Raw genomic sequence first — 23,495 nt, 5'->3', positions numbered from 1 at the left:
CACATTAGGTTTTTGTTGAGCGATATTAAGTGTTCGGCTTCAGTTTGCGGCTGTTGCCCAAGTCAGTTGACCTTCCTCGTCCACATCAACCAAACATTCAAGTTGCAGCGTCGCTGCATCGTCGGCGTCAGAGGCGGTCTTGAACTTCTGGCCATCCAGGATCTTGTGAAACTGCGGGACGCCCATGCCATCGAGTGCCTTGACGGCGACGGCAGCGCTGTAGCCCCCTTCACCCGGTACTACGGCGGAAACGGCTTCGTGGTGGGCAAATTGTTTACGTGCCATGTTGCAGGTCCTGGCCAATGGAAAGTCGGCCATTCTAACCGCTAACCGGCCAGTTGCAGGTACTCACCGTAAGCGTGTGCGGCGGATGCGTCGGTGAAGGTCTGGAAGTCCATGCTGCGCACTACCATGTCGTTCAACAGCTCAGTAAAGATCATCAAGGCAGGGGAACTGAAGTAGGCGCTCATCGCCTGCTCGCTGCTCCAGAAGCCCGAGACCAGCCATACATCGGGGTCGACCTGGGAATGCTGCAACGAGAATTGCAGACAGCCCTGAGCCTGACGGCCCGGTTCGATCAAACTGCTCAAGCGTGCACCGAGTTCGGTGCTGCACCCGGTACGGGCACGGATAAAGGCCATATGGCTCGCGGGAATGGGGGTGGACATGTTCGACTCTCCCGTTGAGAAGTGATGCTCGGCAAGCACTGTGAGGGCGTGTTGCCACAGGATCAAAGATAGCGGCGCGAAGGCGGGCGCAGTTAGTCGATTCCTGCAGGCTTATTGCACAATCCTGCGAGAAGCGTAGATAAGACGTCTGGCCCCCAGGATTTATTCCAGGCGCATACTCAGTGTTTCAGGCAGATGACAGGCCCTGCACTTGCCTGATTCACGCCCTACCGCAGGATCAGGCAAGGATTGTGCAGAATCGACGTAACACTTTTTGAAAAGCCGCCGCTAAGCTTGGCCCACCCATGCAGTCAGCAGAGGACGCCTTATGTCGTCGCCCGAAACCAAGCCAATGCCCCTCGATGCAGAGATGGAAAAACAACGCGCCGAGCTGGCCAGCATTGTTCACCGTCATACCTGGGAAGATGGCTCCTACGGCACGGCAATCACCTCGCTGTATCTGAACCGCCACAACACGCCCCGCGATTTCATGCCGGTGTTGGTGGAACCCGCCTTGTGCATCCTGGCCAGCGGCAGCAAGGAAGTGCGCCTGGCCGACGAAATCTTTGCCTACGACCCGCTTAATTATCTGGTGTTCTCGGTGGCGATGCCGGTCGCCGGGCGGATCATCGACGCCACGCCGCAAGACCCCAACCTGTCGGTACGCATCAATATCGACCCGGCCCAACTTACCGCGCTGATCGCCGAGGCGGGCCCGATGGGCGTGCCCTCGCGGCCGACATCGCGTGGCATGTACGTTGACCGCATCGACAACCAACTGCTCGACGCCGTGCTACGCCTGGCGCGCCTGCTGGACACACCCAAAGACATCGCCATGCTCGCGCCGCTCATCAATCGCGAGATTCTCTATCGGTTGTTGCGCGGCCCGCAGGGTTATCGGCTGTATGAAATCGCCGTGGCCAACAGTCAGAGCCATCGCGTGAGCCAGGCCATCAAATGGTTGAACGGCAACTTCGAACAACCGCTGCGCATAGACGACCTGGCCAAGGAAGTGAACCTCAGTGTTTCGACCTTGCACCATCGCTTCAAGGCGATTACGGCGATGAGTCCGCTGCAATACCAGAAGCAGCTGCGCCTGCAGGAAGCGCGGCGATTGATGATTGCCGAAGGGCTGGAGGCGTCGGCGGCGGGGTATCGGGTGGGGTATGAAAGCCCCTCGCAGTTCAGCCGGGAATACAGCCGGTTGTTCGGGGCACCGCCGCTGCGGGATCTGGCCCGGCTGCGCCAGAGTATCTGACTCAACCGGGATCAAAATGTGGGAGCGGCTTGTGTGGGAGCTGGCTTGCCTGCGATAGCATCACCGCGGTCTGACTGAAAGAACAGGGTGCCTGCATCGCAGGCAAGCCAGCTCCCACATTTGATCAATGGTGTTGGTCAGTCCAGGGTTCGGGGCAACTGGAGGGTCACGCGCAACCCGCCTTCGCGCAAATTCTGCAAACTCACTTCCCCACCATGGCTGTGGGCAATGTTGCGCGCGATGCCCAGGCCCAAGCCATAACCTTGCTGCTGCCCAGCCAGGCGAAAGTGCGGCTCAAACACTTGCTCCAAACGCTGCTCCGGCACGCCCGGGCCTTCGTCATCCACATGCAGGATGAACTCCACGCCATCATCCTCAATATACAAATGCGCGTTCTGCCCATACTTCAAGGCATTGTCGATCAAGTTGCCGATGCAGCGCTTGAGCGCCAGCGGTTTGCCCGGATAGGGGGTCAGCGCCCGGCCGTGCTGGGTGATACGGCCGTTCCCGTTCGGCGCCAGGTACGGTTCCACCAGGCAATCGAGCACGTGATTGAGGTCGACCGGCTCGATGTTCTCGTGGATGTCGGTGTCTTTGACGCATTGCAGCGCGCCCTTGACCAGCAACTCCAGCTCATCCAGGTCGCGCCCGAATTTGGCTTGCAGGTTTTCGTCTTCCAGCAACTCCACGCGCAAGCGCAGGCGCGTGATTGGCGTGCGCAAATCGTGGGAAATCGCGCTGAACAGTTGGCTGCGCTCGGTGAGGTAGCGGCTGATACGTTCGCGCATGGCATTAAACGCACGGCCCACTTCGACCACTTCGCTGCCGCCGCCTTCGGCCACCGGCTCCACATCGGCGCCCAGGGACATGTCCCGCGCCGCGCGGGCCAGGCGCTTGAGCGGCCGGCTCTGCCAGTGCACCAGCAGGCCGATAAACAGCAGCAGGAAACCGCTGGTCAGTACGATAAACCACACTTGCTGCGACGGCAGGCCTTGCTCTTCCAAACTGGTGTAGGGCTCGGGCAGCAGCGAGGCAATGTACAACCATTCGCCGGGTGCCAGTTGGATTTGCGTGACCAGCACCGGCGGGTTCACCGGCTCCAGGGTCAGGGCGTAATGCGCCCAGGAACGCGGCAGTTCATCGAGTTTGAGGCCCGCGTTGAAAATACGCAGGTCCTCGGCGCTGACGAACTCCACCGAGATATGCACGTCGCTGCCCAGGGTCTGGCGCAGCACTTCGTCCACGGCTTGCAGCACCGCCTGCTTGCGCGGGGTCTGCGGCAGAATCTGCATGTCCAATGGGCGGTCGTTGAGGGTCACCACAAACCGCGTGCCGCCCATGCTGCGCAGTTGGTCGAGCACCAACGGGCGATAGGCCACCGGCAGCGAGCGAAAATAACTGACGCTGGCCGTCATCGAATGCGCCAGGCTGCGCGCGCTGGTCACCAAGCCCTCGAGCTGGGTGGCTCGCAGCTGCGAAACCCAGATCACGCTGGACAGCGCCTGGGCAAACAGCACCACAAGCAAGGTCAGCAGCAACATGCGCCCAAGCAGCGAACGCGGCACCGGAAAACGCCGGCGGCGCTCGGTCAGCGGCTCAGTGGGCATTGCCGGCAACCACGCTGGCTGCCAGTTGATAACCGCTGCCACGCACGGTGCGGATCAGCCTTGGAGGTTTTTCGGTATCGCGCAGGCGTTGGCGCAGGCGGCTCACGGCCATGTCGACGATACGGTCCAGCGGCATCAGGTCGCGGCCACGGGTGGCGTTGCCGATAGTGTCACGGTCGAGAATCTGTTGTGGGTGATCGAGAAACAGCTTGAGCAGGGCAAAGTCGGCGCCAGAGAGGATCACCTCTTCGCCGTCCACGTGAAACAGGCGATGGCTGATCATGTCCAGGCGCCATTCATCGAACACCAGAACATCGCCGCCGCCCGTGCGCTCCTGGCCAAACTGGGCGCGACGCAACAAGGCTTTGATCCGCGCTTGCAGCTCGCGAGGGCTGAAGGGTTTGCCGATGTAGTCGTCGGCCCCCAGCTCCAGGCCGATCACACGGTCGGCTTCGTCGGAACTGGCGGTCAGCATGATGATCGGCACCTGCGCTTGGCGCGGGTGCTGGCGAATCCAGCGGCAAAGGCTGAAACCGTCTTCGTCCGGCAACATCACATCGAGGATGACCAGGTCGCACGGCGCCTCGTTCATCGCCTGGCGGAACCCCGCGCCATCCGGTACGCCACGTACCTGGAAGCCGGCGCGACTGAGGTAGGTCTGCAGCAATTCGCGGATTTCCTGGTCGTCGTCGACGAGGAGAATCGATTTACTGATTACGCTCACGGGGTCCTCCTTGTTGTTATGGCCAAGCTTAAATCATTTGTTGCGTTTGAGGCCCTATCGCAGGCAAGCCAGCTCCCACAGTTGACTGCATTCCAAGGTTGGAACCCGGTCAACTGTGGGAGCTGGCTTGCCTGCGATGAGGCCATCAGCCCCTACGCAAAAGCCTGCTCAAGTGCCACACCGGCCCCGGTCAACCCGGAATACGGCGCCGTCACCAACCACACAGGAATGCCTTTGAAGTAGTCGCTCATGCAGCCTTTGTCGCTGAAACTCTTGGCGAAACCACTGTTGATAAAGAAGTCGGCAAACCTCGGAATCACCCCGCCCACGATGTACACACCACCACGCCCACCGGTGGTCAGCACGTTGTTACCGGCCACACGGCCCAGCCAGATACTGAACTGGTTCAACACCTCAATCGCCACAGGATCGCCGGCCAGTCCCGCTGCCGTAATGGCTTCGGGCGTGTCCAGCACTGGCGTGTGCCCGTCGACCGCACAAATGGCGCGGTACACACGTGGCAGGCCGCCACCGCTCAAAGCGGTCTCGGCGCTGACGTGGCCAATCTCGCTGTAGATGTGCTGCCACAACTGGGTTTCACGCGGGCTACTCAGCGGCAGGTCGACATGGCCGCCCTCCCCCGGCAGCGCCGCAAAACGACCTTCGCCCAAATCCAGCAAGGTACCGACGCCCAGGCCCGTGCCTGGGCCGATCACCACGGCTGGGCGCAACGGCTCCGGCGTACCTTGGCAGACCACGCGAAACTCATCGGGTTTGAGCCGCGTCATGCCCAGGGCCATGGCCGTGAAGTCATTGACCAGCAGCAATTCATCGACCTGCAAGGTTTTGCAAAACGCAGTTTTGCTCAGCCGCCAGTGATTGTTGGTGAATTTAAATTCATCGCCACTCACAGGCCCGGCGACCGACAGGCACACCGCGCCGATGTCCCCGATTTCCAGGCCTTCCTCCTTGAGGTAAACCTTGATGGCTTCCTCAGGGCTGTGGTGATCCGCCGTGGCATGCACGCGGATCGAATGCAGTTCCTGATCCCGCCACAACGCAAAACGGGCGTTGGTACCACCGATATCACCGACCAGCGCAAGCTTCACTTAAGCGTCTCCAAGGCACAGGTAAAGGCGCTGGCGCCCTGCTCTGCGGAGCTTGCGGCCAAGCGCATAAATGCAAACAGCTCGCGACCGGCCCCCACGTTGTTGCCCAACAGGCCCGTGGCAGGTGTGCGCGCTGCAAATTCTTCGGCGTCCACCTTAAGCTCCAAGGTGCCCTTCACGCCATCGACGCGAATGATATCGCCATCTTTGACCCGCGCCAGCGGCCCGCCGCTCTGGGCTTCGGGGTTGACGTGAATCGCGGCGGGGATCTTACCCGAGGCGCCGGACATACGCCCGTCTGTTACCAACGCGACTTTGAAGCCACGGTCCTGCAACACGCCGAGGAACGGCGTCATCTTGTGCAGTTCCGGCATACCGTTGGAGCGCGGCCCCTGGAAGCGCATCACCGCGACAAAGTCTTTTTCCAGCTGGCCGGCCTTGAACGCATCGGCCAAATCCTGCTGATCCTGGAACACCACCGCCGGTGCTTCAACGATCTGATGCTCCAACGCCACGGCCGAGACCTTCATCACGCCACGGCCGAGGTTGCCTTCCATCACGCGCAAGCCGCCTTCGGGCGAGAACGCACGGGCTACGGGGCGCAGGATGGTTTCGTCGAGGCTTTCGATCGGGCCTTCGCGCCAGACCAGTTCGCCGTCGACCAGGAACGGTTCCTGGGTGTAGCGGCTCAAGCCCTTGCCCGCCACAGTGTTCACATCCTCATGGAGCAAGCCGGCTTCGAGCAGTTCGCGGATCAGGAACGACATGCCGCCCGCTGCCTGGAAGTGGTTGATGTCGGCCTTGCCGTTTGGATACACGTGGGACAGGGTCGGCACCACCTCGGAGAGGTCGGCCATGTCCTGCCAGGTGAGGATGATGCCCGCCGACATGGCGATGGCCGGCATGTGCAGGGTGTGGTTAGTGGAACCGCCGGTCGCATTGAGGGCGACGATGGAGTTGACGATGGACTTCTCGTCGACGATCTCACCAATCGGCGTGAAGTCGCCGCTGGCCTTGGTCAGGCGCGTGACCTGGTGCGCGGCTTCGCGGGTCAGCGCATCACGCAGCGGCGTGTACGGGTTGACGAACGAAGCGCCCGGCAGGTGCAGGCCCATCACTTCCATCAGCAACTGGTTGGTGTTGGCGGTGCCGTAGAAGGTGCAGGTGCCGGGGCTGTGGTAGGACTTCATCTCCGATTCCAGCAGCTCTTCGCGGGTGGCCTTGCCTTCGGCGTAACGCTGGCGCACGTCGGCTTTCTGCTTGTTGGAGATGCCCGATGGCATAGGGCCGCCCGGTACGAAGATCATCGGCAGATGGCCGTAGCGCAGCGCGCCCATCATCAGGCCCGGCACGATTTTGTCGCAGATGCCCAGCATCAGCGCAGCATCGAACATGTTGTGGGACAGCGCTACCGCCGTCGACATGGCAATGACTTCGCGGCTCAGCAGGCTCAGCTCCATGCCAGGCTCGCCTTGGGTCACGCCGTCGCACATGGCGGGGGTGCCGCCAGCGAACTGGCCGACCGAGCCGACTTCGCGCAGGGCTTTCTTGATCTGTTCAGGGAAATGCTCGTACGGCTGGTGCGCCGAGAGCATGTCGTTATATGAAGAAACAATTGCCACGTTGGCGGCGTTCATCATGCGCAGACTATTTTTATCTTCAGTGCCGCAACCCGCCACGCCGTGGGCAAAGTTGGCGCATTGCAGCTTACCGCGCATCGGGCCGTCGCTGGCCGCGCCGCGAATGAGCGCAAGGTAAGCCTCGCGGGTTGCACGGCTGCGGGCGATAAGCCGTTCGGTGACCTCAATAACGCGGGGATGCATGTATAGAACTCCAGGCTAACGGATGTGGCGACCTGAGAGTCTATGCTGATCAAACGCCCGCAGCTCATGGGATGGCAGGGTGTCGTTTGAATCATCGGACCAGTTGATTCAGGTCACTCGTTGTAGATTGAACAAAATATTGCCACTAAAAAGGCTTGTTTTCTATTTTTATGCGAATAATCTTGTAATTCTTACAACAAATCGACGACAGGCACTTTCCAATGACTCTTCGTATCGCAATCAATGGTTTTGGCCGCATCGGCCGTAATGTCCTGCGCGCACTGTATACCCAAGGCTATCGCCAGGATTTGCAGATCGTCGCCATCAACGATCTGGGCGACAGCTCGATCAATGCCCACCTGCTCAAATACGACACCGTGCATGGCACTTTCGAAGCAGAGGTCGCCCACGATCAGGAAAGCCTGACCGTCAATGGTGACCGGATTGCCGTCAGTGCGATTCGCAACCCGGCCGACCTGCCGTGGGCTGCGCACAAGATCGATGTGGTGTTCGAATGCACCGGTCTGTTCACCGACCGCGACAAGGCTGCCGCCCATATTACCGCCGGTGCGCGCAAGGTGATCATCTCGGCCCCGGCCAAAGGCGCGGACGCCACCGTGGTTTACGGGGTAAACCATGACATTTTGCGTCAATCCCACCAGATCATCTCCAACGCTTCGTGCACCACCAACTGCCTGGCGCCTGTGGCTCAGGTGCTGCACCGCGAACTGGGCATCGAAAGCGGCTTGATGACCACGATTCACGCCTACACCAATGACCAGAACCTGACCGACGTGTACCACACCGACCCGTACCGCGCGCGTTCGGCTACCCAGAACATGATCCCGAGCAAGACTGGCGCCGCCGAAGCGGTCGGCCTGGTACTGCCGGAACTGGCGGGCAAGCTGACCGGCATGGCCGTGCGTGTGCCGGTAATCAACGTGTCGTTGGTGGACCTCACCGTGACACTGAAAAAAGAGGCCACGGCCGAGCAGGTCAATGCGCTGCTCAAAGACGCCAGCCAGCACTCGAAAATCCTCGGCTACAACACCCTGCCGCTGGTTTCGAGTGACTTTAACCACAACCCGCTGTCGTCGATTTTCGATGCCAATCACACCAAGGTCAGTGGCAAGTTGCTCAAAGTGCTGGCGTGGTACGACAACGAGTGGGGCTTCTCCAACCGTATGCTGGATAACTGCCTGGCACTGTGCAACGCCGAGTAAGCCGACCCGGTTGTTCCATTGTGTGGACTGGCTTGTGTGGGAGCTGGCCAGCTCCCACACAAGCCAGCTCCCACAGGAGTCGACGCAGCATCTCAAAGTGCCACTTGCCATTTGAGTTGATGATAAGCATTATCATTAACTGCAAACCGGTCTGGTATCACTGTGAGCCAATCTCGCTTCAACCAAGTCTTTCTCACCCAACGGGTGATTCTGCTACGCACTCTGCAGCGGATGGTGAATAACCACAGCACCGCCGAGGACCTGTTGCAGGAAACCTACCTGCGCGTCACGCGGGCGCTCAGCGAGCGGCCCATCGACCACCTCGAACCCTTCGTCTACCAAACCGCGCGCAATCTGGCGCTGGACCACCTGCGCTCGCGCCGCATCCAGGCCCGCACACTGCAAGAAGACGTGCCATTGGACGTGCTGCAGAGCGTCGTCGCGCCGATCAGCACGCCCGAAGACGCCACCCAGGCCGAGCAATTGCTCGAACACCTGAGCGTCAGCCTTGGCCAGTTGAGCGCCCGCCAGCAGCAGATTTTCATCCTCAGCCGCCTGCATGGCTGCAGCTACCAGGAGATCGCCGATCAGTTGCAGGTGTCCTTGAGCACGGTGCAAAAGGAACTGAAATTGATCATGGCTATCTGTGTAGGAGTGGCCGAACGGCTGGATCAGCCTTAAGCTTCACCCGACAGAAGTGTCGACACTGCCTGTAGGAACGATGAATAGAACGTGGCGAAGACCCGAGGAACACCGTGACGGACCCGAATAAACTGCGCCCCCATGAGCTGGCTCATGAGGTGTTGCAAGACACGGCCATGGACCAAGCCCTCGATTGGCTGATCGCCTTGCAATGCCCGCAACCCGGGCAACAAGCCGAGTTCGATGCGTGGCTTGCCAGCGACCCGGCGCACCTGCTCGCCTTCAGCAAGGCCCAGGCTGCCTGGGGCGGCGCGCCAGTACACAGCGCCGCAGTGGCCCTGGCAGTGCCGCGCAAACCCAGCGCGTGGCGACGTATCAAGCCGCATTGGAAACCCCTGGCTACCGCCGCTGTGCTGCTGATCGGCCTGTTCAGCTTCAGCAACCTGCCGGTACGCCTGCAAGCGGACCACCTCACCGTCGTCGGTGAACGCCAGCGCCTGCAATTGGATGACGGCTCAAAAGTGTTGCTCAACACCAACTCGGCGTTTTCCAGCAGCATCAAGGACCACCAGCGCGTCGCCCGACTGTTCCAGGGCGAAGCTTTTTTTGAGGTGGCGCCCAGCCGTGGCCTGCCGCTGGAGATTGACGCCGGCCCGGTGCGCGCCAGCGTGCGCGACACCGACTTCGCCGTGCGCTACCTCAATGGCGAAGCCCAGGTGCAGGTGCAGCGCGGTGACGTCGACTTGAGCAACACCTTCGACGATGCCCGCGTGCGTCTGAGCGCCGGAGAGAGTATCCGCATCGGCCCCAAAGGCTTCGGCCAACCGGCCAAACTGGATGCCAGTAAAGACTTGGCGTGGGTCCAGGGCCGCCTGGTATTCGAAAACTGCCCGATGAGCGAAGTGCTCGCCGAGTTGCGTCGCTATTACCCCGGCTGGATCGTCAACACCAACGACAGGCTCGCAAGCGTGGCCGTTACCGGCAATTACCGCCTCGACCAACCGCTGGATGTGGTGCGCTCCCTGGCGCACATCACCTCGGCCAAGCTCTCCGAATACCCGGCGCTGGTCATCTTGAACTAAATGAGAATTATTTTTACTCGATAGTAACCGGTGGTTCGTCTCGTTATAGCCAATGCAACTGATTCCTATTTGATTCGGTTCGCAACTATAAGATTCGTATCCCCGGAGCGCTCTCGATGTCCTCTCGTTTCAACCGCCGGTCCTCTTCGCCCGTCCTGTCCTTGCTGACCGCCGCCATCCTGCTGGCCAGCGCGCCGGTGATGGCCGCCACTGCCGCCGAACCTGCCGCGCGCAGCCACGGCAATTACAGCTTCAGTATCGAACAGCAGCCCTTGGTGTCGGCGTTGAATGCCTTTACCAGCGTGACCGGTTGGCAAGTCGGCCTGCCGGCAGAACTCGGCCAGGGTGTGTCGTCCCCTGGCGTGCGCGGCGCACTTTCGCCGGAGAAAGCCCTGGACCGGCTGTTGCTGGGCACCAACCTGAGCTACCGCAAACTGGGCAATAACAACATCGTGCTGGAAAAGCGCCCGGCCGGCAGCACGCTCAACCTGCAACAGGTGACCATCAGCGCCACCCGCAGTGAGCAGGACGTCAACAGCGTGCCAAGCACCGTCACCGTGCATGCACGTGAGGAACTGGACCGCCAGAACGTGAACACCATCCGTGAACTGGTGCGTTACGAGCCCAACGTGTCGGTCGGCGGCGCAGGCACCCGCGCCAGCAACGCCGGCTACAACATCCGCGGCATCGACGGCGACCGCATCCTCACTCAAGTGGACGGCGTGGAAGTGCCGGACAACTTCTTCAACGGCCCTTACGCCAAGACCCGTCGTAACTACGTCGACCCGGAAATCGTCAAGCGCGTCGAGATCCTGCGCGGCCCAGCCTCGGCCCTGTACGGCAGTAGCGCCATCGGCGGCGCGGTGAGCTACTTCACCCTCGACCCGGACGACATCATCAAGCCCGGCCAGGACGTCGGCGCCCGCCTCAAAACCGGCTACAGCTCCGCCGACGACAGCTGGCTGACCTCCGGCACCGTCGCCGGCCGCGTGCAGGACTTCGACGGCTTGCTGCACTTGAGCCAGCGCAATGGTCATGAAATGGAGTCCTACGACGGCAACAACGCCACCGGCCTGGCCCGCACCGGCGCCAACCCGGAAGATGCGCGCACCACCAATATCCTGGCGAAAATGGGCTGGAATTATGGCGATGACAATCGGCTGGGATTGACCTACGAGAAGTTCAAGGATGATCGCGATGTCGACTTGAAGAACGCGGTCGGTGGCCCGTTCATCGGTGGTCGCGGAATGAATCTGTACCGCGCTCGCTCGGGTAACGACACCATCACCCGTGAACGCTTCGGCATCGAAAACCGCTTCGCCCTCGACTCGCCGATTGCCGATCAGATCAAGACCAGCCTTAATTACCAGATCGCCAAGACCGACCAGACCACCGCCGAAATCTACCAAGCAGGTCGTCGCGTCATGCGTACCCGTGACACCCTGTACGAAGAAAAACAGTGGGTGTTCGACGCACAGCTGGACAAGGCGTTCAGCCTCGGTGAAACCGATCACCAAGTGACTTACGGCACCACCCTCAAGCAGCAGAAAGTCAGCGGCTCGCGCGAAGGCTCGGCCTACTGCCTCGCCGTCGGCTCAGGCTGCACGGCGATCGGCGCGCCCAGCCCGTCTGCCGGCGACAGCGTGAAAAAGTCCAGCGACTTCCCGGACCCGACCATCAACACCTACTCGCTGTTCGCCCAGGACCAGATCAGCTGGGACAAATGGACCTTCCTGCCTGCCGTGCGTTATGACTACACCCGGCTCAAGCCCAAGCTGACCCAGGAATTCCTCAACACCGTGAACCCGACCGGCGCCTACCCGGTCAGCGACAAAGAAAAAATCTGGCACCGCGTCACGCCAAAATTCGGCCTGACCTATGCGCTGACCGATCAGTACACCTGGTTCGGCCAATACGCCGAGGGCTTCCGCACCCCGTCGGCCAAGGCGCTGTATGGCCGCTTTGAAAACCTCAACCTGGGCTACACCGTCGAGCCAAACCCGAACCTCAAGCCGGAAACCAGCAAGGGCATCGAGACCGGGATTCGTGGCCAGTTCGATGAGGGCTCCTTCGACATCGCGGTGTTCTACAACAAGTACCGCGACTTTATCGACGAAGACGCCTCGGTCGCCGGCGGCGATATCCAAACCTTCGAAGCCAACAACATCAAGCACGCCACCATCAAGGGGATTGAGGCCAAAGGCCGCCTGAACCTCGACGCGTTCGGTGCGCCGCAAGGCCTCTACACCCAGGGTTCGGTGGGCTACACCTACGGCCGCAACGACGACAACGGCGAGCCGCTCAACAGCGTCAACCCGCTTAAAGGCGTATTCGGCCTGGGCTACGAGCAAGAGCAATACGGCGCGCTGGTCAGCTGGACGCTGGTGAAGAAACAGAACCGTGTCGACAGCACCACCTTCCACGCACCGGATGGCAGCACAAGCGCTCCGTTCAAGACCCCAGGCTTTGGCATTGTCGACCTCACCGGTTTCTACAAAGTCACCAACGACGTGACCATCAACGGCGGCCTCTACAACCTCACCGACAAGAAGTACTGGAACTGGGATGACGTGCGCAGCTACGACGCCGTCGGCGAAGCGGGCGTGACCGCGCCGGCCAACCTCGACCGCCTGACCCAGCCGGGTCGCAACTTCGCGATCAACCTGATCTGGGACATCTGACAGCCGCCCTCACCTCGCCGCCCTTTATCAGCGGCGAGGTGAGGTTTTTTTACTGTGCCGCGTCTTCTTGTTCGTCTAGTTGATAACAGCTCTCTTTAGAGCACCCAGGCGCTCCCCTTCTCAAGGATTTTTTCGATGACCGCTTCTCCTACCGCAGAACGCCCAAGCCTGCGCTCCCAGCGCCTGAACCAGATCACCAACGAGCCACACACCAAGCTCGACGCGCTGGTCAAAGCCCACGCGCCATTTGAAACCCCAGCCAATTTCGCGCGTTTTGTGGTGGCGCAGTACCTGTTCCAGTCGGAACTGGTGGCGCTGTACAACGACCCCGAGCTGATCAAGATTGTCCCGGACCTGGCCGCACGCTGCCGCGCCGACGCCGCCAAGCTGGACCTCGCCGACCTGGAAACCGAAGTGCCTGCACCGGTTGCCGGCGCCGTGAAGAACCCGAGCAAAGCCGAAGCCCTGGGCTGGTTGTTCGTGTCCGAAGGCTCCAAGCTGGGCGCGGCGTTCCTGATCAAGCGCGCTGTGGGCCTGGGCCTGAGCGAAACCTTCGGTGCCCGTCACCTCGGCGAGCCGGCCGGTGGCCGCGCGGAAGGCTGGAAGAGCTTCACCCGTACCCTCGACGGCCTGGAATTCAACGCCGAAGAAGAAGCAGCCGTGGAGAAAGGTGCAATCGATGCGTTTGTGCGCTTCACCGTACTGCTGGAACAGGCGTACGCTAGCGCTCCTGAACTGGCGTAACAGGCCACGATGGGCGCTGGCTTGTGTGGGAGCTGGCTTGCCTGCGATAGCATCGACTCGGTCTGACAGGTAGACCGAGGTGACCGCATCGCAGGCAAGCCAGCTCCCACACAAGCCAGCTCCCACATTTGAGCGGATTTCAGTTCGAATAATGTGTAACCCCCCAACAGATAAACTTCAGCATGACCGGCAAAACCCAATCCACCTCAAAAATCGCCCAACTGCTCTTCGGCCTGCTGGCCTACGTCAGCCTGGGTATTGGGTTGGTGGCGATTGTCATACCGGGTTTGCCCACCACCGAATTCATCCTGCTGGCCGCCTGGGCGGCGACTAAAAGCTCGCCGCGCCTGAGCGCCTGGCTGGAAAACCACCGGTTGTTCGGGCCGATTCTGTTCAACTGGCGCAATGGCAAGATCATCGCGCGCCGGGCCAAAGTCAGCGCCACCGTGAGCATGCTGCTGTGCGCCGTGCTGATGTTGGTAATGCTCGATCACGGCTGGCCGATCTACCTGGCGATTGCCGGGATGAGCCTGGGCAACCTGTGGATCTGGTCACGCCCGGAACGGCTTGCAGCCCCCGTATAACGCGGCGCGTAGTCCTTTTCCTACCGCTCATCGCCTTTCCCTCATGAAACATCCCGTTACGCCGATGTTCCGGACATAGCGCCGAATGGACTTGGCTCGCCCTGCTTGCATTTCAACAAGTCCAATCGCGAGTGAACCTATGTTCGACACCCTCTCCATCCGCTTGAAAATCGTGCTGCTGTCGGGCCTTTGCCTCTTGGGGGTAATCGCGCTGATCGTCGGCATCAACCTCTACGAGGCCGATCAGAACAACCGCCTGGTCAGTGATTCAAGCTCGCGAATGCTCACTAACAGCGTGCAGAACCTGTTGCAGGCCAAGGCCGGCGAACAAGCCGTGCAACTGCAGAAAACCTTTGGCGAAAGCCTGGTAGTGATAACCGCGCTGGCCGATCACGTCAAAGACCTGCGTGCCCTTGCCAACAAACGAGCGCTGGAGCCCGGCGCATTGCGAGAAGAGCTCAACCAGAGTGTCAAAACCGCCTTTGAGCGCAACAGCAAGGTACTGGGCATCTGGCTGTCATTCGAACCCAATGGCCTGGATGGCAAAGACAGCGACTTCGTCAACGACAAAACCCGCGTCTCCAATGAAAAAGGCCGTTTCTCCAGTTACTGGAGCCGCGCTGGCGGCGAAGGCCTGAACACCGTGATGGTCGAGGATGACCTGACCAAAACGACTCTCAACCTCAGCGGCACGCCCTACAACATCTGGTACACCTGCCCACGAGACACGCGCACGGTGTGCCTGCTCGACCCGTATTCCGATGAAGTGGCCGGCAAGCAAGTGCTGATGACCACTATTTCGCTGCCGCTGATCGTTGATGGCAAAGTCATTGGTGTGGTCGGTATCGACCAGGCCTTGAATGCCTTGCAAGCCGCCACCGACGCGGCGCAAAAAGACCTGTTCAACGGTGCCGGCTACCTGGAAATTCTTTCCAGTACCGGCCTGATTGCGGCCTTCAGTGGCCAGCCGGACAAGGTCGGTAAAAACCTGATTGACACCATCGGCGCCGAAGGCAAAGACATCGTGCAACTACTGGCCAGTGACACGCGCATGATCCGCGAACAGGACGACACGATTCGCGCCGTGTATCCAGTCAAACCGATTGCCGAGGCCAAATCCTGGGGCGTGGTGATCAAGCTGCCCAAGGACGTCATGCTCGCCGACGCTTTGAAACTGCAAGGCATACTCGATAAAGCTCAAAATGCCTCCACGCTCAAAGCCTTGCTGGTCGGCGCCGCCGCTGCCCTGCTCGGCCTGCTGCTGATCTGGCTGACCGCCACCGGCGTGACCCGCCCGATCAACACCGTTGCGGCGATGCTCAAGAACATCGCCAGCGGCGAAGGCGACCTCACCCAGCGCCTGGCCTACGCCAAGAAGGACGAACTGGGCGAGTTGGCAAACTGGTTCAACCGCTTCCTCGACAAGCTGCAACCGACCATTGCGCAGATCAAGCAGAGCATCACCGAAGCGCGTGGCACGGCGGACCAGTCCTCAGCCATTGCCCGCCAGACCAGCGAAGGCATGCAGGTGCAGTTCCGCGAGATCGACCAGGTGGCCACTGCCTCCAACGAGATGAGCGCCACCGCCCATGATGTGGCCAACAGCGCCTCCAACGCTGCCAGCGCCGCCCGTGGCGCGGACCAGTCGGCGCGCGACGGCATGTCGATCATCGAGCAGAGCACCCGCGACATCACCACCTTGGCCGAAGAAGTCAGCAAGGCCGTGACCGAAGTTGAAGCGCTGGCGGTCAACAGCGAACAGATCGGCTCGGTGCTCGAAGTGATCCGCAGCATTGCCGAACAGACCAACCTGCTGGCGCTGAACGCCGCCATCGAAGCCGCACGCGCCGGGGAAAGCGGGCGTGGGTTTGCGGTAGTGGCCGACGAGGTGCGCAACCTGGCCAAACGTACCCAGGACTCAGTAGAAGAAATTCGCCTGGTGATCGAACGCATCCAGAGCGGCACCCGTGGCGTGGTAGCGACCATGCATTCCAGCCAGCACCAGGCCCAGAGCAATGCCGGGCAGATCCATCAAGCGGTGCAGGCGCTGGGCAAGATCAGTGACGCGGTAACAGTGATCAGCGACATGAACCTGCAGATCGCCAGCGCGGCCGAACAACAGAGCGCCGTGGCCGAAGAGGTCAACCGCAACGTTTCGGCGATCCGCACCGTGACCGAAACCCTCACCGGCCAGGCCACCGAGTCGGCGGCCATTAGCAGCCAACTGAATGCGCTGGCGACCCAGCAGATGAAGTTGATGGATCAGTTCAAGGTATAAACCCGATTTTCAAAACAATGAAGATCCCGTGTTGGAGCTGGCTTGCCTGCGATAGCGGTGGGTCAGCCGATGCATCTGTGAGTGATGTTAGGCCGTGTACATATCCGTTGCTGCGGTAACGGCTGAGTAGGGTTCCGCTCTTACAGCGGGTCACTTTTGTAAAGACACAAAAGTAACCAAAAAGTCTTCGCCCCAACACTCGGTGCCTCGCTATGGCTCGGCATGCCCGCAATCCGTCAGTGATTTGGGGGGCCGCCGCGATGGGCCATCCTTGGCCCAGCGCGGCTAAACCGGCATCCCTGCCGGTTTACCCCCCAAATCCCTGTCAGATTCCGGCCATCGTGTTTAACGGGGCGATTTCAGATCAAGATCAAGATCAAAAGCGCAGATCAAAAGACCGCTGACTTCGTCATCGAAAAGGATGTAAGGGCCAGAGCAACAGCAACAGCAACAGCAACAGCAGAGCAACAGCAGAGCAACAGCAGAGCAACAGCAAAGCCATACTCGGTCAAAGGTGGGAGCTGGCTTGCCTGCGATGGCATCAACTCGGTGTGCCTGATGTACCGAGGTGTCTGCATCGCAGGCAAGCCAGCTCCCACAGAAAAGCAGCTCTTCAGTGTATGCAAATCCGCTTTAGCTTTTGATTCAACCACTCAGGTCGGCTTTCAGGCCGCCGTGCTGTAGATCTTGATTTTGATCTGAGACGCCCCGTTAACCACGATGGCCGAACGCAGGCTTGAATCCGTGGGTAACCCGGCAGGACGCCGGGTTAGCCGCGCTGGGCCAAGGATGGCCCATCGCGGCGGCCCACGGATTCAAGCCGGAGTGAGGGCATGCCGAGCCTAAGCGAGGCACCAAGTGGTGGGGCGAAGACCTTTTGCTTACTTTTGGGTCTTTCCAAAAGTGAGCCGCCGTAAGGGCGGAACCCTAAGTAGCCGTTACCGCAGCAACGGATATGCACACCAACCGACTAATCGCTAGGCAAACCACAAAAATCACACCCGCGCCAATTCAGAGGCCAGTCCAAGCCTGAACAAACGCCGCCACATCTTCCTTAGCCGCCGTACGCGGCGGGTTCTGCGGCGTACCCAAATAGAGGAAGCCAATCACCTCCTCATCCGCCGTCAGCCCCAAGCCTTTAGCCACATGGGCCGAATAGGACAACTCACCGGTACGCCACACCGCCCCAATCCCCTGTGCATAAGCCGCCAGCAAAATACCGTGGGCCGCACACGCAGCCGCCAGCAACTGCTCGGATTTAGGCACTTTAAAGTGTTCTTGCAGGCGGGCAATCACCACCACCACCAACGGCGCACGCAGCGGCCCATTCTGAGCCTTGTCGATAGCGGCTTGCGGCGCATCAGCGTCCTGCAGGCGTGCAGCTTCGGCCAGCAGCGTACCCATCTGCTCACGGGCGACGCCTTCTACGGTGAGAAAGCGCCATGGGCGCAGTTGACCATGGTCGGGCGCGCGCATGGCGGCGGCGAACAGCACATCGCGCTGCTCCTGGGTCGGCGCCGGTTCCAGCAGACGCGGCACGGAAACACGGTTGAGCAAAGCGTCGAGAGCCTGCATTGGCCACCTCCAGAAAAAAATGTGCGGTCATTCTAGCGGGAATGAATCGGATTCCACCAAACGATAATTGCTCTTATTCAATCCGCCCTGCCCTGTTAGACTTTGCGACTTTATTTTTCGCCTTAGCCGCAGGAAACTCGATGTTCCGTTCCCCTCTTCGTCTGTGCGCAGCATTGCTGGCCTTGAGCCTGACTGCCTGCGATGACGCCCCCAGGTTTACCAAGGCTGAGCCAGGTGAATCACGGGCGGGCGGCGCGACGACGGTGAACAAGCGCGACCAGAATGCGTTTTCCCTGCCCTCGGCCAACCTGGCACCCACCCGCCGTCTGGATTTCAGCGTCGGCAACAGCTTCTTTCGCAGCCCCTGGGTGATTGCACCGTCCACCACCACCGCGCGTGATGGCCTTGGCCCGCTGTTCAACACCAATGCTTGCCAGAACTGCCATATCAAGGACGGCCGCGGCCATCCGCCGCTGCCCGACGCGCCGAATGCGGTGTCGATGCTGGTGCGCCTGTCGATCCCGCCTGCGCCTGTCGATGCCCGGCTCATCGAGCAGATCGGCGTGGTGCCCGAGCCCGTCTACGGTGGGCAACTGCAGGACATGGCCGTGCCGGGCGTAGCGCCTGAAGGCAAAGTGCGGGTCGACTACACGCCCGTCAACGTGACCTTCAAGGACGGCAGCGTGGTCGAGTTGCGCAAGCCAAACCTGCAAATCACCCAGTTGGGCTACGGCCCGATGCATCCCGAAACACTTTTCTCGGCGCGGATTGCGCCACCGATGATCGGCCTGGGTCTGCTCGAAGCCATCAGCGACGCCGATATTCTGCGCAACACCGACGCGAAAACCGCCGACAAGGAAGCCCTCGTCGGTCGCGCCAATTGGGTCTGGGATGACGCGCAGCAACAAACCGTACTCGGGCGTTTTGGCTGGAAAGCCGGGCAGCCCAACCTCAATCAACAAAATGTTCACGCGTTTTCTGGTGATATGGGTCTCACCACGTCCCTGAGACCCTTTGATGACTGCACCGATGCCCAAGTCGCCTGCAAACAGGCGCCCAACGGCAATGGCCCCGATGGCGAGCCGGAAGTCAGCGATAACATCCTGCGCCTGGTGCTGTTCTACACCCGCAACCTCGCCGTGCCGGCGCGCCGTGGCGTCAACACGCCGCAGGTGCTTGCCGGCAAAAACCTGTTCTACCAGGCCGGTTGCCAGGGTTGCCATAAGCCGACGTTCACCACGGCCGCCGCAGCCGCCGAACCTGAATTGGCCAACCAAGTGATTCGCCCTTACAGCGACCTGCTGTTGCACGACATGGGCGAAGGCCTGGCCGACCACCGCAGCGAGTTCAAGGCCGGCGGCCGCGACTGGCGTACGCCGCCGTTGTGGGGCATTGGCCTGACGCAGGCCGTAAGTGGTCATACCCAGTTTTTGCATGACGGCCGCGCCCGCAACCTGCTCGAGGCCGTGCTCTGGCATGGCGGTGAAGCACAGGCGGCGCAGCAGCATGTGTTGTCTTTTAATGCCGAGCAGCGTGCTGCGTTGCTGGCGTTCCTGAATTCTTTATAAGCATTGCCACACTTACAGAAGGGAGCTCGACATGTTCCGTCCCAAGTTGCTGTTCACTAGCCTTGCCGCCCTTGCCCTCGGCGCCTGCTCGCCCCAGGACCCGCAAGCGGTGACCTCGGCGGCCATCGCCAAGCAAGTGATCTTGCCCACTTACAGCCGCTGGGTTGAAGCCGACCGCCAACTGGCCGTCAGCGCCCTCGCCTACTGCCAGGGCAAGGAAAGCCTGGAGACGGCCCGCGCCGACTTCCTGCACGCGCAAAAAGCCTGGGCTGAACTGCAACCGCTGCTGATCGGCCCGCTGGCCGAAGGCAACCGCTCGTGGCAAGTGCAGTTCTGGCCGGACAAGAAAAACCTGGTGGGCCGCCAGGTCGAACAACTGGTCAGCGCCCAGCCGCAGATCGACGGCGCCGCCCTGGCCAAGTCCAGCGTGGTGGTGCAAGGCCTGTCGGCCTACGAATACATCCTCTACGACGCCAAGCCCGACGTCGCCGACGACGCCCAGAAAGCCCGTTACTGCCCGCTGTTGGTGGCCATTGGTGAGCGCCAGAAAACCCTGGCCGAAGAGATCCTGGCAAGCTGGAACAGCACCGACGGCATGCTCGCGCAGATGACCAAGTTCCCTAACCAGCGCTACGCCGATTCCCACGAGGCCATCGCTGATCTGCTGCGCGTGCAGGTCACCGCACTGGATACCTTGAAGAAAAAACTCGGCACGCCGATGGGCCGCCAGACGAAGGGTATTGCGCAGCCGTTCCAGGCCGATGCCTGGCGCAGCCAGTCGTCCCTGCAAAGCCTGCAAGCTAGCCTTGCGGCAGCGCAGACTGTGTGGGTGGGCGTCGACAACAAGGGCCTGCGCGGCCTGTTGCCGTCCGAGCAGAAGCCATTGGCCGACAAGATCGACGCCGCTTACGCCGCCTCGCTCAAACTGTTCGCCAGCAACCAGCGCACGCTCAACGAATTGTTGGCCGACGATGCCGGGCGCCAGCAACTTAACGACATTTACGACAGCCTCAACGTCGTCCATCGCCTGCACGAAGGTGATCTGGCCAAGGCGCTGGGCATCCAACTGGGCTTTAACGCCAACGACGGTGACTGATGATGCTCAGGCGACAGGCTTTGGCGGTTGGCAGTGTGCTGCTCAGCGCACTGACGTTGGGTGGCTGGACGCTGTTCAAGCAAAAAAAGCAGGGGCCGCTGCTGCTGTCGGCCCGCGATGATGCGGACGGCAAACACTATGCCGTGGGTTTTCGCCTGGACGGCACGCAAGTGTTTGCCACCCAGGTCGGCCAGCGCTGCCATGACATCATCAACCACCCGACACAGCCGATTGCACTGTTCGTTGCCCGTCGCCCGGGCACCGAGAGTTACCTGATCGACCTGCGTAATGGCACGCTGCTGCAAACCATCACGTCCAACGCTAACCGCCATTTCTATGGCCACGCGGTCATCCACAAAAGCGGCGACTGGCTGTACGCCACCGAGAACGACACCTCCGACCCCGGCCGTGGACTGCTCGGTGTGTACAAGTTCGAAGGCGAGCGGCTGGTGCACAGTGGCGAAATCCCCACCCATGGCATCGGCCCGCATCAGGTGTCGTGGATGCCCGACGGCGAAACCCTGGTGGTGGCCAACGGCGGCATTCGCACCGAAGCAGAAAGCCGTGTGGAGATGAACCTCAACGCCATGGAACCGAGCCTGGTGCTGATGCACCGCGACGGCAGCCTGATCAGCAAGGAAACCCTGGGCCAACAGATGAACAGCGTGCGGCATATGGGGATTGCCAGCGATGGCACCATCCTCACCGGGCAGCAGTTCATGGGGCCGTCCCAGGAGCGCTCCGAGTTGCTCGCGATCAAACGCCCAGGGCAGTCATTCGTGGCATTCCCGGTGGCCGATGAGCAACTGCAGGCCATGGGGCATTACACCGCCAGCGTCGCCGTACACAGCGAACTGCGTCTGGTCGCACTGACAGCGCCTCGGGGTAATCGGTTTTTTATCTGGGACATGGACAGCGGTGCGCTGCGTCTGGATGGGCCGTTGCCCGACTGCGCCGGTGTAGGCGCGGTGGCGGACGGCTTTGTCGTCACCTCAGGCCAAGGCCGTTGCCGCTTCTACGATTGCCGCCAGCCGCAGTTGGTGGCCAAGCCGTTGGAGTTGCCTTCCGGGCTTTGGGATAACCATCTGCACCTGATAATTTGAGACAAAAAAAGGGCCTCGCATCGCAAGGCCCTTTTGTCGGGGGTGGAATCTTTTCAACTCTGCGGCCTCATCCCTTGGGACATGCCGAACATGAACAACAGCAAATCATGATCCGGCTTGGCCGCCATACTGGCCTTGGCAACGCGTGGCAGCAGGCATTGCCCGCTGCCCTGCACCGCACTGAGCACTTGTGTGCGAGGTTGTTCCCACGCAGCCAGCGCCAGGGCTGCAATGCCCAAAGCGCCGACCAGGAACACACCTCGTGCTATTTCTAGCTTCATCTACTTAAACCCTTGATAGCGCTGCCAAACGCCGTCTCGTAAAAGTAGCTGAGTTTTTCCCAATCGGCACTGCTCCACGACGAATGGCGACGCAGTTGCAGCATGTCATGGGAAGCGGCCCGATAAGCGGTCAAGCGCTGGCGGCACTTCTCGAAATCCAGCAGCGCCACTTCCACGTTGGCCGAGTCGCCTTCGCCGGTCACGCGTACAAAAATGTGCTTGATGTACAGGCAACCATGTTGCCAGCGGCCCTTGTGCATACGCGCCAGGGTGCCCGCCAATTCCTTTAGCATGCGCTCGTGAACCAACTCGCCGTACTGCTCACGACCGCCGGCGGCGTACCAGTTTTCGATCTCATCGAAACCGTCGAGGGACGCCGTCACCAACAAGGCTTTCCATTGGTGCTCGGGGTCACGGCGCGCGCCGCAGAACACCAGTTCCGGTACGCGTACATCCAGCGAACGCAGGCCTTTGAGGGCGTCACGTTCGCGCAACACGGTCGGGCGGCCAAATGGGTGAAGCCAACTGCGGTAGATATGCCCGGTCTGGCGCTTGCTGTAGAGCAAGCGGCCATTAGGGCTGACCACCCGCTGCACACCGCTTTCACCACCGCGTCGGCGGTTGGGTTCCTCGACCCATTCGCCCTGCTGGCGCCAGAAAAAATCAAATCGTTCTTCGGGAGCTACGTGACTGCCTGATACGCACTCAACTGCCATCCTGTTACCTCTTACGCAATACATAGACTCGCCACATGGCGTAGAGCGGCATGAAGTCCAGGGATTCCTGGACCCGGAAACCGGCTTGCTCAAATTCTGCCTCGACAGTAGCAGCCGGTAACACAAACCGGTTTTGGTAACCTTCCTGCTCACCTTTCTTGCGACGTTTGGCTTCGGCGCGTTTGCGTTTCCAAGCCTTGAAATTGCCATCCACCCACAGCGAAATAATCACGCTGTCGCGGGTAACCCGCTGAAACTCCTTCAGAATTGCCAACCTGTGCGCCGGATCACCAATGTGGTGCATCAAGCGCATGCAGAAAATACTGTCGACCGAGTTATCAGGTAAATCGATATCAAAGGCTGATGTCTGCAAAGGCCGTACCCGCTTCACCACCTCCGCCGGTTGAGCGATGGTGGCGACTTTCAACATAGAGGCCGAATTGTCGGCCCCGATAATCACACGGTTGGGCTTCTCCGCCAACAATGGCCAGAACCGCCCGGCACCGCAAGGCAGGTCCAGCACCAGGCCCGGCTCGCCAGCCATGGCCAACGCGCCGCGCGCCAATTGCTCGTCGCGTTTGTGGGACAGCCGGCGAGCCAGATTGTCCTGATGCTTGAGCAAATAATTCTGCGCGTGCTGATCGTCGTACTTTTCGGAAAAATCGAGCTTGATCGGGGTAGACATCAACGGATCTCCAGTAGCTGATGCCTACAACCTTAAGCAGCAAACTGT

Annotated in this window: 21 protein-coding genes and 1 pseudogene; 12 read left to right on the top strand and 10 right to left on the bottom strand. The window is 60.7% G+C overall.

Annotated elements, in window-relative coordinates; genetic code table 11:
- Positions 1-39: 39 nt before the first annotated feature.
- Positions 40-285 (bottom strand): hypothetical protein, encoded by a 246-nt coding sequence (locus P5706_RS06320; protein WP_285678786.1) that lies wholly within the window; start codon positions 283-285, stop codon positions 40-42.
- Between the two features lie 41 nt (positions 286-326).
- Positions 327-668, bottom strand: coding sequence for an antibiotic biosynthesis monooxygenase family protein (locus P5706_RS06315; RefSeq protein ID WP_065930419.1), 342 nt, complete (start codon positions 666-668; stop codon positions 327-329).
- Between the two features lie 328 nt (positions 669-996).
- Between P5706_RS06315 and P5706_RS06310 the strand changes: the two genes are divergently transcribed.
- Positions 997-1,926 carry an AraC family transcriptional regulator gene (locus P5706_RS06310; protein ID WP_200433056.1) on the top strand — a complete coding sequence of 310 codons (930 nt, stop codon included), beginning with the start codon at positions 997-999 and terminating at the stop codon, positions 1,924-1,926.
- 137 nt (positions 1,927-2,063) lie between these two features.
- Here the strand turns inward: P5706_RS06310 and P5706_RS06305 are convergent, their stop codons facing one another.
- From P5706_RS06305 to edd, 4 genes are all read right to left on the bottom strand, one after another.
- Positions 2,064-3,491, bottom strand: coding sequence for an ATP-binding protein (locus tag P5706_RS06305; protein WP_455929479.1), 1,428 nt, complete (start codon positions 3,489-3,491; stop codon positions 2,064-2,066).
- Between the two features lie 31 nt (positions 3,492-3,522).
- Positions 3,523-4,257, bottom strand: a complete 735-nt coding sequence (locus P5706_RS06300) for a response regulator (RefSeq protein ID WP_017139770.1) — start codon at positions 4,255-4,257, stop codon at positions 3,523-3,525.
- A gap of 152 nt (positions 4,258-4,409) precedes the next feature.
- Entirely contained in the window at positions 4,410-5,366 is a 957-nt protein-coding gene (locus P5706_RS06295) for a glucokinase (protein ID WP_285678785.1), read from the bottom strand.
- On the bottom strand, positions 5,363-7,189 hold the full coding sequence (edd, locus tag P5706_RS06290) for a phosphogluconate dehydratase (protein WP_200433060.1): 1,827 nt from the start codon (positions 7,187-7,189) through the stop codon (positions 5,363-5,365). Before edd ends, P5706_RS06295 begins: the two co-directional genes overlap by 4 nt.
- Before the next feature lie 221 nt (positions 7,190-7,410).
- Here edd and gap point away from each other — a divergent pair, with 221 nt between their 5' ends.
- From gap to P5706_RS37130, 8 genes and pseudogenes are all read left to right on the top strand, one after another.
- Complete coding sequence (gene gap / locus P5706_RS06285; protein ID WP_138814009.1) at positions 7,411-8,412, top strand: type I glyceraldehyde-3-phosphate dehydrogenase; 1,002 nt, start codon at positions 7,411-7,413, stop codon at positions 8,410-8,412.
- A gap of 162 nt (positions 8,413-8,574) precedes the next feature.
- A complete protein-coding gene (locus tag P5706_RS06280) occupies positions 8,575-9,093 on the top strand; it encodes an RNA polymerase sigma factor (protein ID WP_200433061.1) in 519 nt (172 codons plus the stop codon).
- Between the two features lie 74 nt (positions 9,094-9,167).
- Entirely contained in the window at positions 9,168-10,136 is a 969-nt protein-coding gene (locus tag P5706_RS06275) for a FecR family protein (protein WP_285678783.1), read from the top strand.
- A gap of 116 nt (positions 10,137-10,252) precedes the next feature.
- Positions 10,253-12,817 (top strand): TonB-dependent receptor, encoded by a 2,565-nt coding sequence (locus tag P5706_RS06270; protein WP_285678782.1) that lies wholly within the window; start codon positions 10,253-10,255, stop codon positions 12,815-12,817.
- Positions 12,818-12,952: 135 nt separating this feature from the next.
- Entirely contained in the window at positions 12,953-13,561 is a 609-nt protein-coding gene (locus P5706_RS06265; protein ID WP_200433064.1) for a biliverdin-producing heme oxygenase, read from the top strand.
- A 182-nt stretch (positions 13,562-13,743) separates the two neighbouring features.
- On the top strand, positions 13,744-14,145 hold the full coding sequence (locus P5706_RS06260; protein ID WP_017139762.1) for a YbaN family protein: 402 nt from the start codon (positions 13,744-13,746) through the stop codon (positions 14,143-14,145).
- 85 nt (positions 14,146-14,230) lie between these two features.
- A pseudogene (locus P5706_RS37135) lies at positions 14,231-15,565 on the top strand (methyl-accepting chemotaxis protein); the annotation flags it as partial.
- 102 nt (positions 15,566-15,667) lie between these two features.
- Positions 15,668-16,423 carry a methyl-accepting chemotaxis protein gene (locus P5706_RS37130; protein WP_371318507.1) on the top strand — a complete coding sequence of 252 codons (756 nt, stop codon included), beginning with the start codon at positions 15,668-15,670 and terminating at the stop codon, positions 16,421-16,423.
- Between the two features lie 1,011 nt (positions 16,424-17,434).
- On the opposite strand, the gene P5706_RS06250 is transcribed toward P5706_RS37130, so the two are convergent.
- The gene (locus P5706_RS06250) at positions 17,435-17,998 is read right to left on the bottom strand and encodes an NAD(P)H nitroreductase (RefSeq protein ID WP_200432804.1); all 564 of its coding nucleotides are present in this window, start codon (positions 17,996-17,998) and stop codon (positions 17,435-17,437) included.
- A 140-nt stretch (positions 17,999-18,138) separates the two neighbouring features.
- Here P5706_RS06250 and P5706_RS06245 point away from each other — a divergent pair, with 140 nt between their 5' ends.
- The 3 genes from P5706_RS06245 to P5706_RS06235 are packed head-to-tail and all read left to right on the top strand — an operon-like array spanning position 18,139 to position 21,765.
- Positions 18,139-19,566: a di-heme oxidoreductase family protein gene (locus P5706_RS06245; RefSeq protein ID WP_200432805.1), complete on the top strand. Its 1,428-nt coding sequence runs from the start codon at positions 18,139-18,141 to the stop codon at positions 19,564-19,566.
- A gap of 31 nt (positions 19,567-19,597) precedes the next feature.
- Positions 19,598-20,662, top strand: a complete 1,065-nt coding sequence (locus tag P5706_RS06240; protein ID WP_200432806.1) for an imelysin family protein — start codon at positions 19,598-19,600, stop codon at positions 20,660-20,662.
- Positions 20,663-20,664: 2 nt separating this feature from the next.
- Complete coding sequence (locus P5706_RS06235; RefSeq protein ID WP_285682655.1) at positions 20,665-21,765, top strand: DUF1513 domain-containing protein; 1,101 nt, start codon at positions 20,665-20,667, stop codon at positions 21,763-21,765.
- Positions 21,766-21,818: 53 nt separating this feature from the next.
- Here the strand turns inward: P5706_RS06235 and P5706_RS06230 are convergent, their stop codons facing one another.
- Genes P5706_RS06230 through P5706_RS06220 form a run of 3 tightly spaced genes read right to left on the bottom strand, consistent with a single transcriptional unit; the run spans position 21,819 to position 23,447 of the window.
- The gene (locus P5706_RS06230) at positions 21,819-22,046 is read right to left on the bottom strand and encodes a hypothetical protein (protein WP_285678780.1); all 228 of its coding nucleotides are present in this window, start codon (positions 22,044-22,046) and stop codon (positions 21,819-21,821) included.
- Positions 22,043-22,762 (bottom strand): lipopolysaccharide kinase InaA family protein, encoded by a 720-nt coding sequence (locus P5706_RS06225; RefSeq protein ID WP_138813996.1) that lies wholly within the window; start codon positions 22,760-22,762, stop codon positions 22,043-22,045. The genes P5706_RS06230 and P5706_RS06225 overlap by 4 nt, the downstream gene beginning before the upstream one ends.
- A gap of 4 nt (positions 22,763-22,766) precedes the next feature.
- Positions 22,767-23,447 carry a class I SAM-dependent methyltransferase gene (locus P5706_RS06220; protein ID WP_200432808.1) on the bottom strand — a complete coding sequence of 227 codons (681 nt, stop codon included), beginning with the start codon at positions 23,445-23,447 and terminating at the stop codon, positions 22,767-22,769.
- Positions 23,448-23,495: the final 48 nt, after the last annotated feature.

This window comes from Pseudomonas sp. ChxA (assembly GCF_030263855.1).
GTDB classification, from domain to species: domain Bacteria; phylum Pseudomonadota; class Gammaproteobacteria; order Pseudomonadales; family Pseudomonadaceae; genus Aquipseudomonas; species Aquipseudomonas fluorescens_CB.
This window is presented reverse-complemented; position numbering and strand designations above follow the sequence as displayed.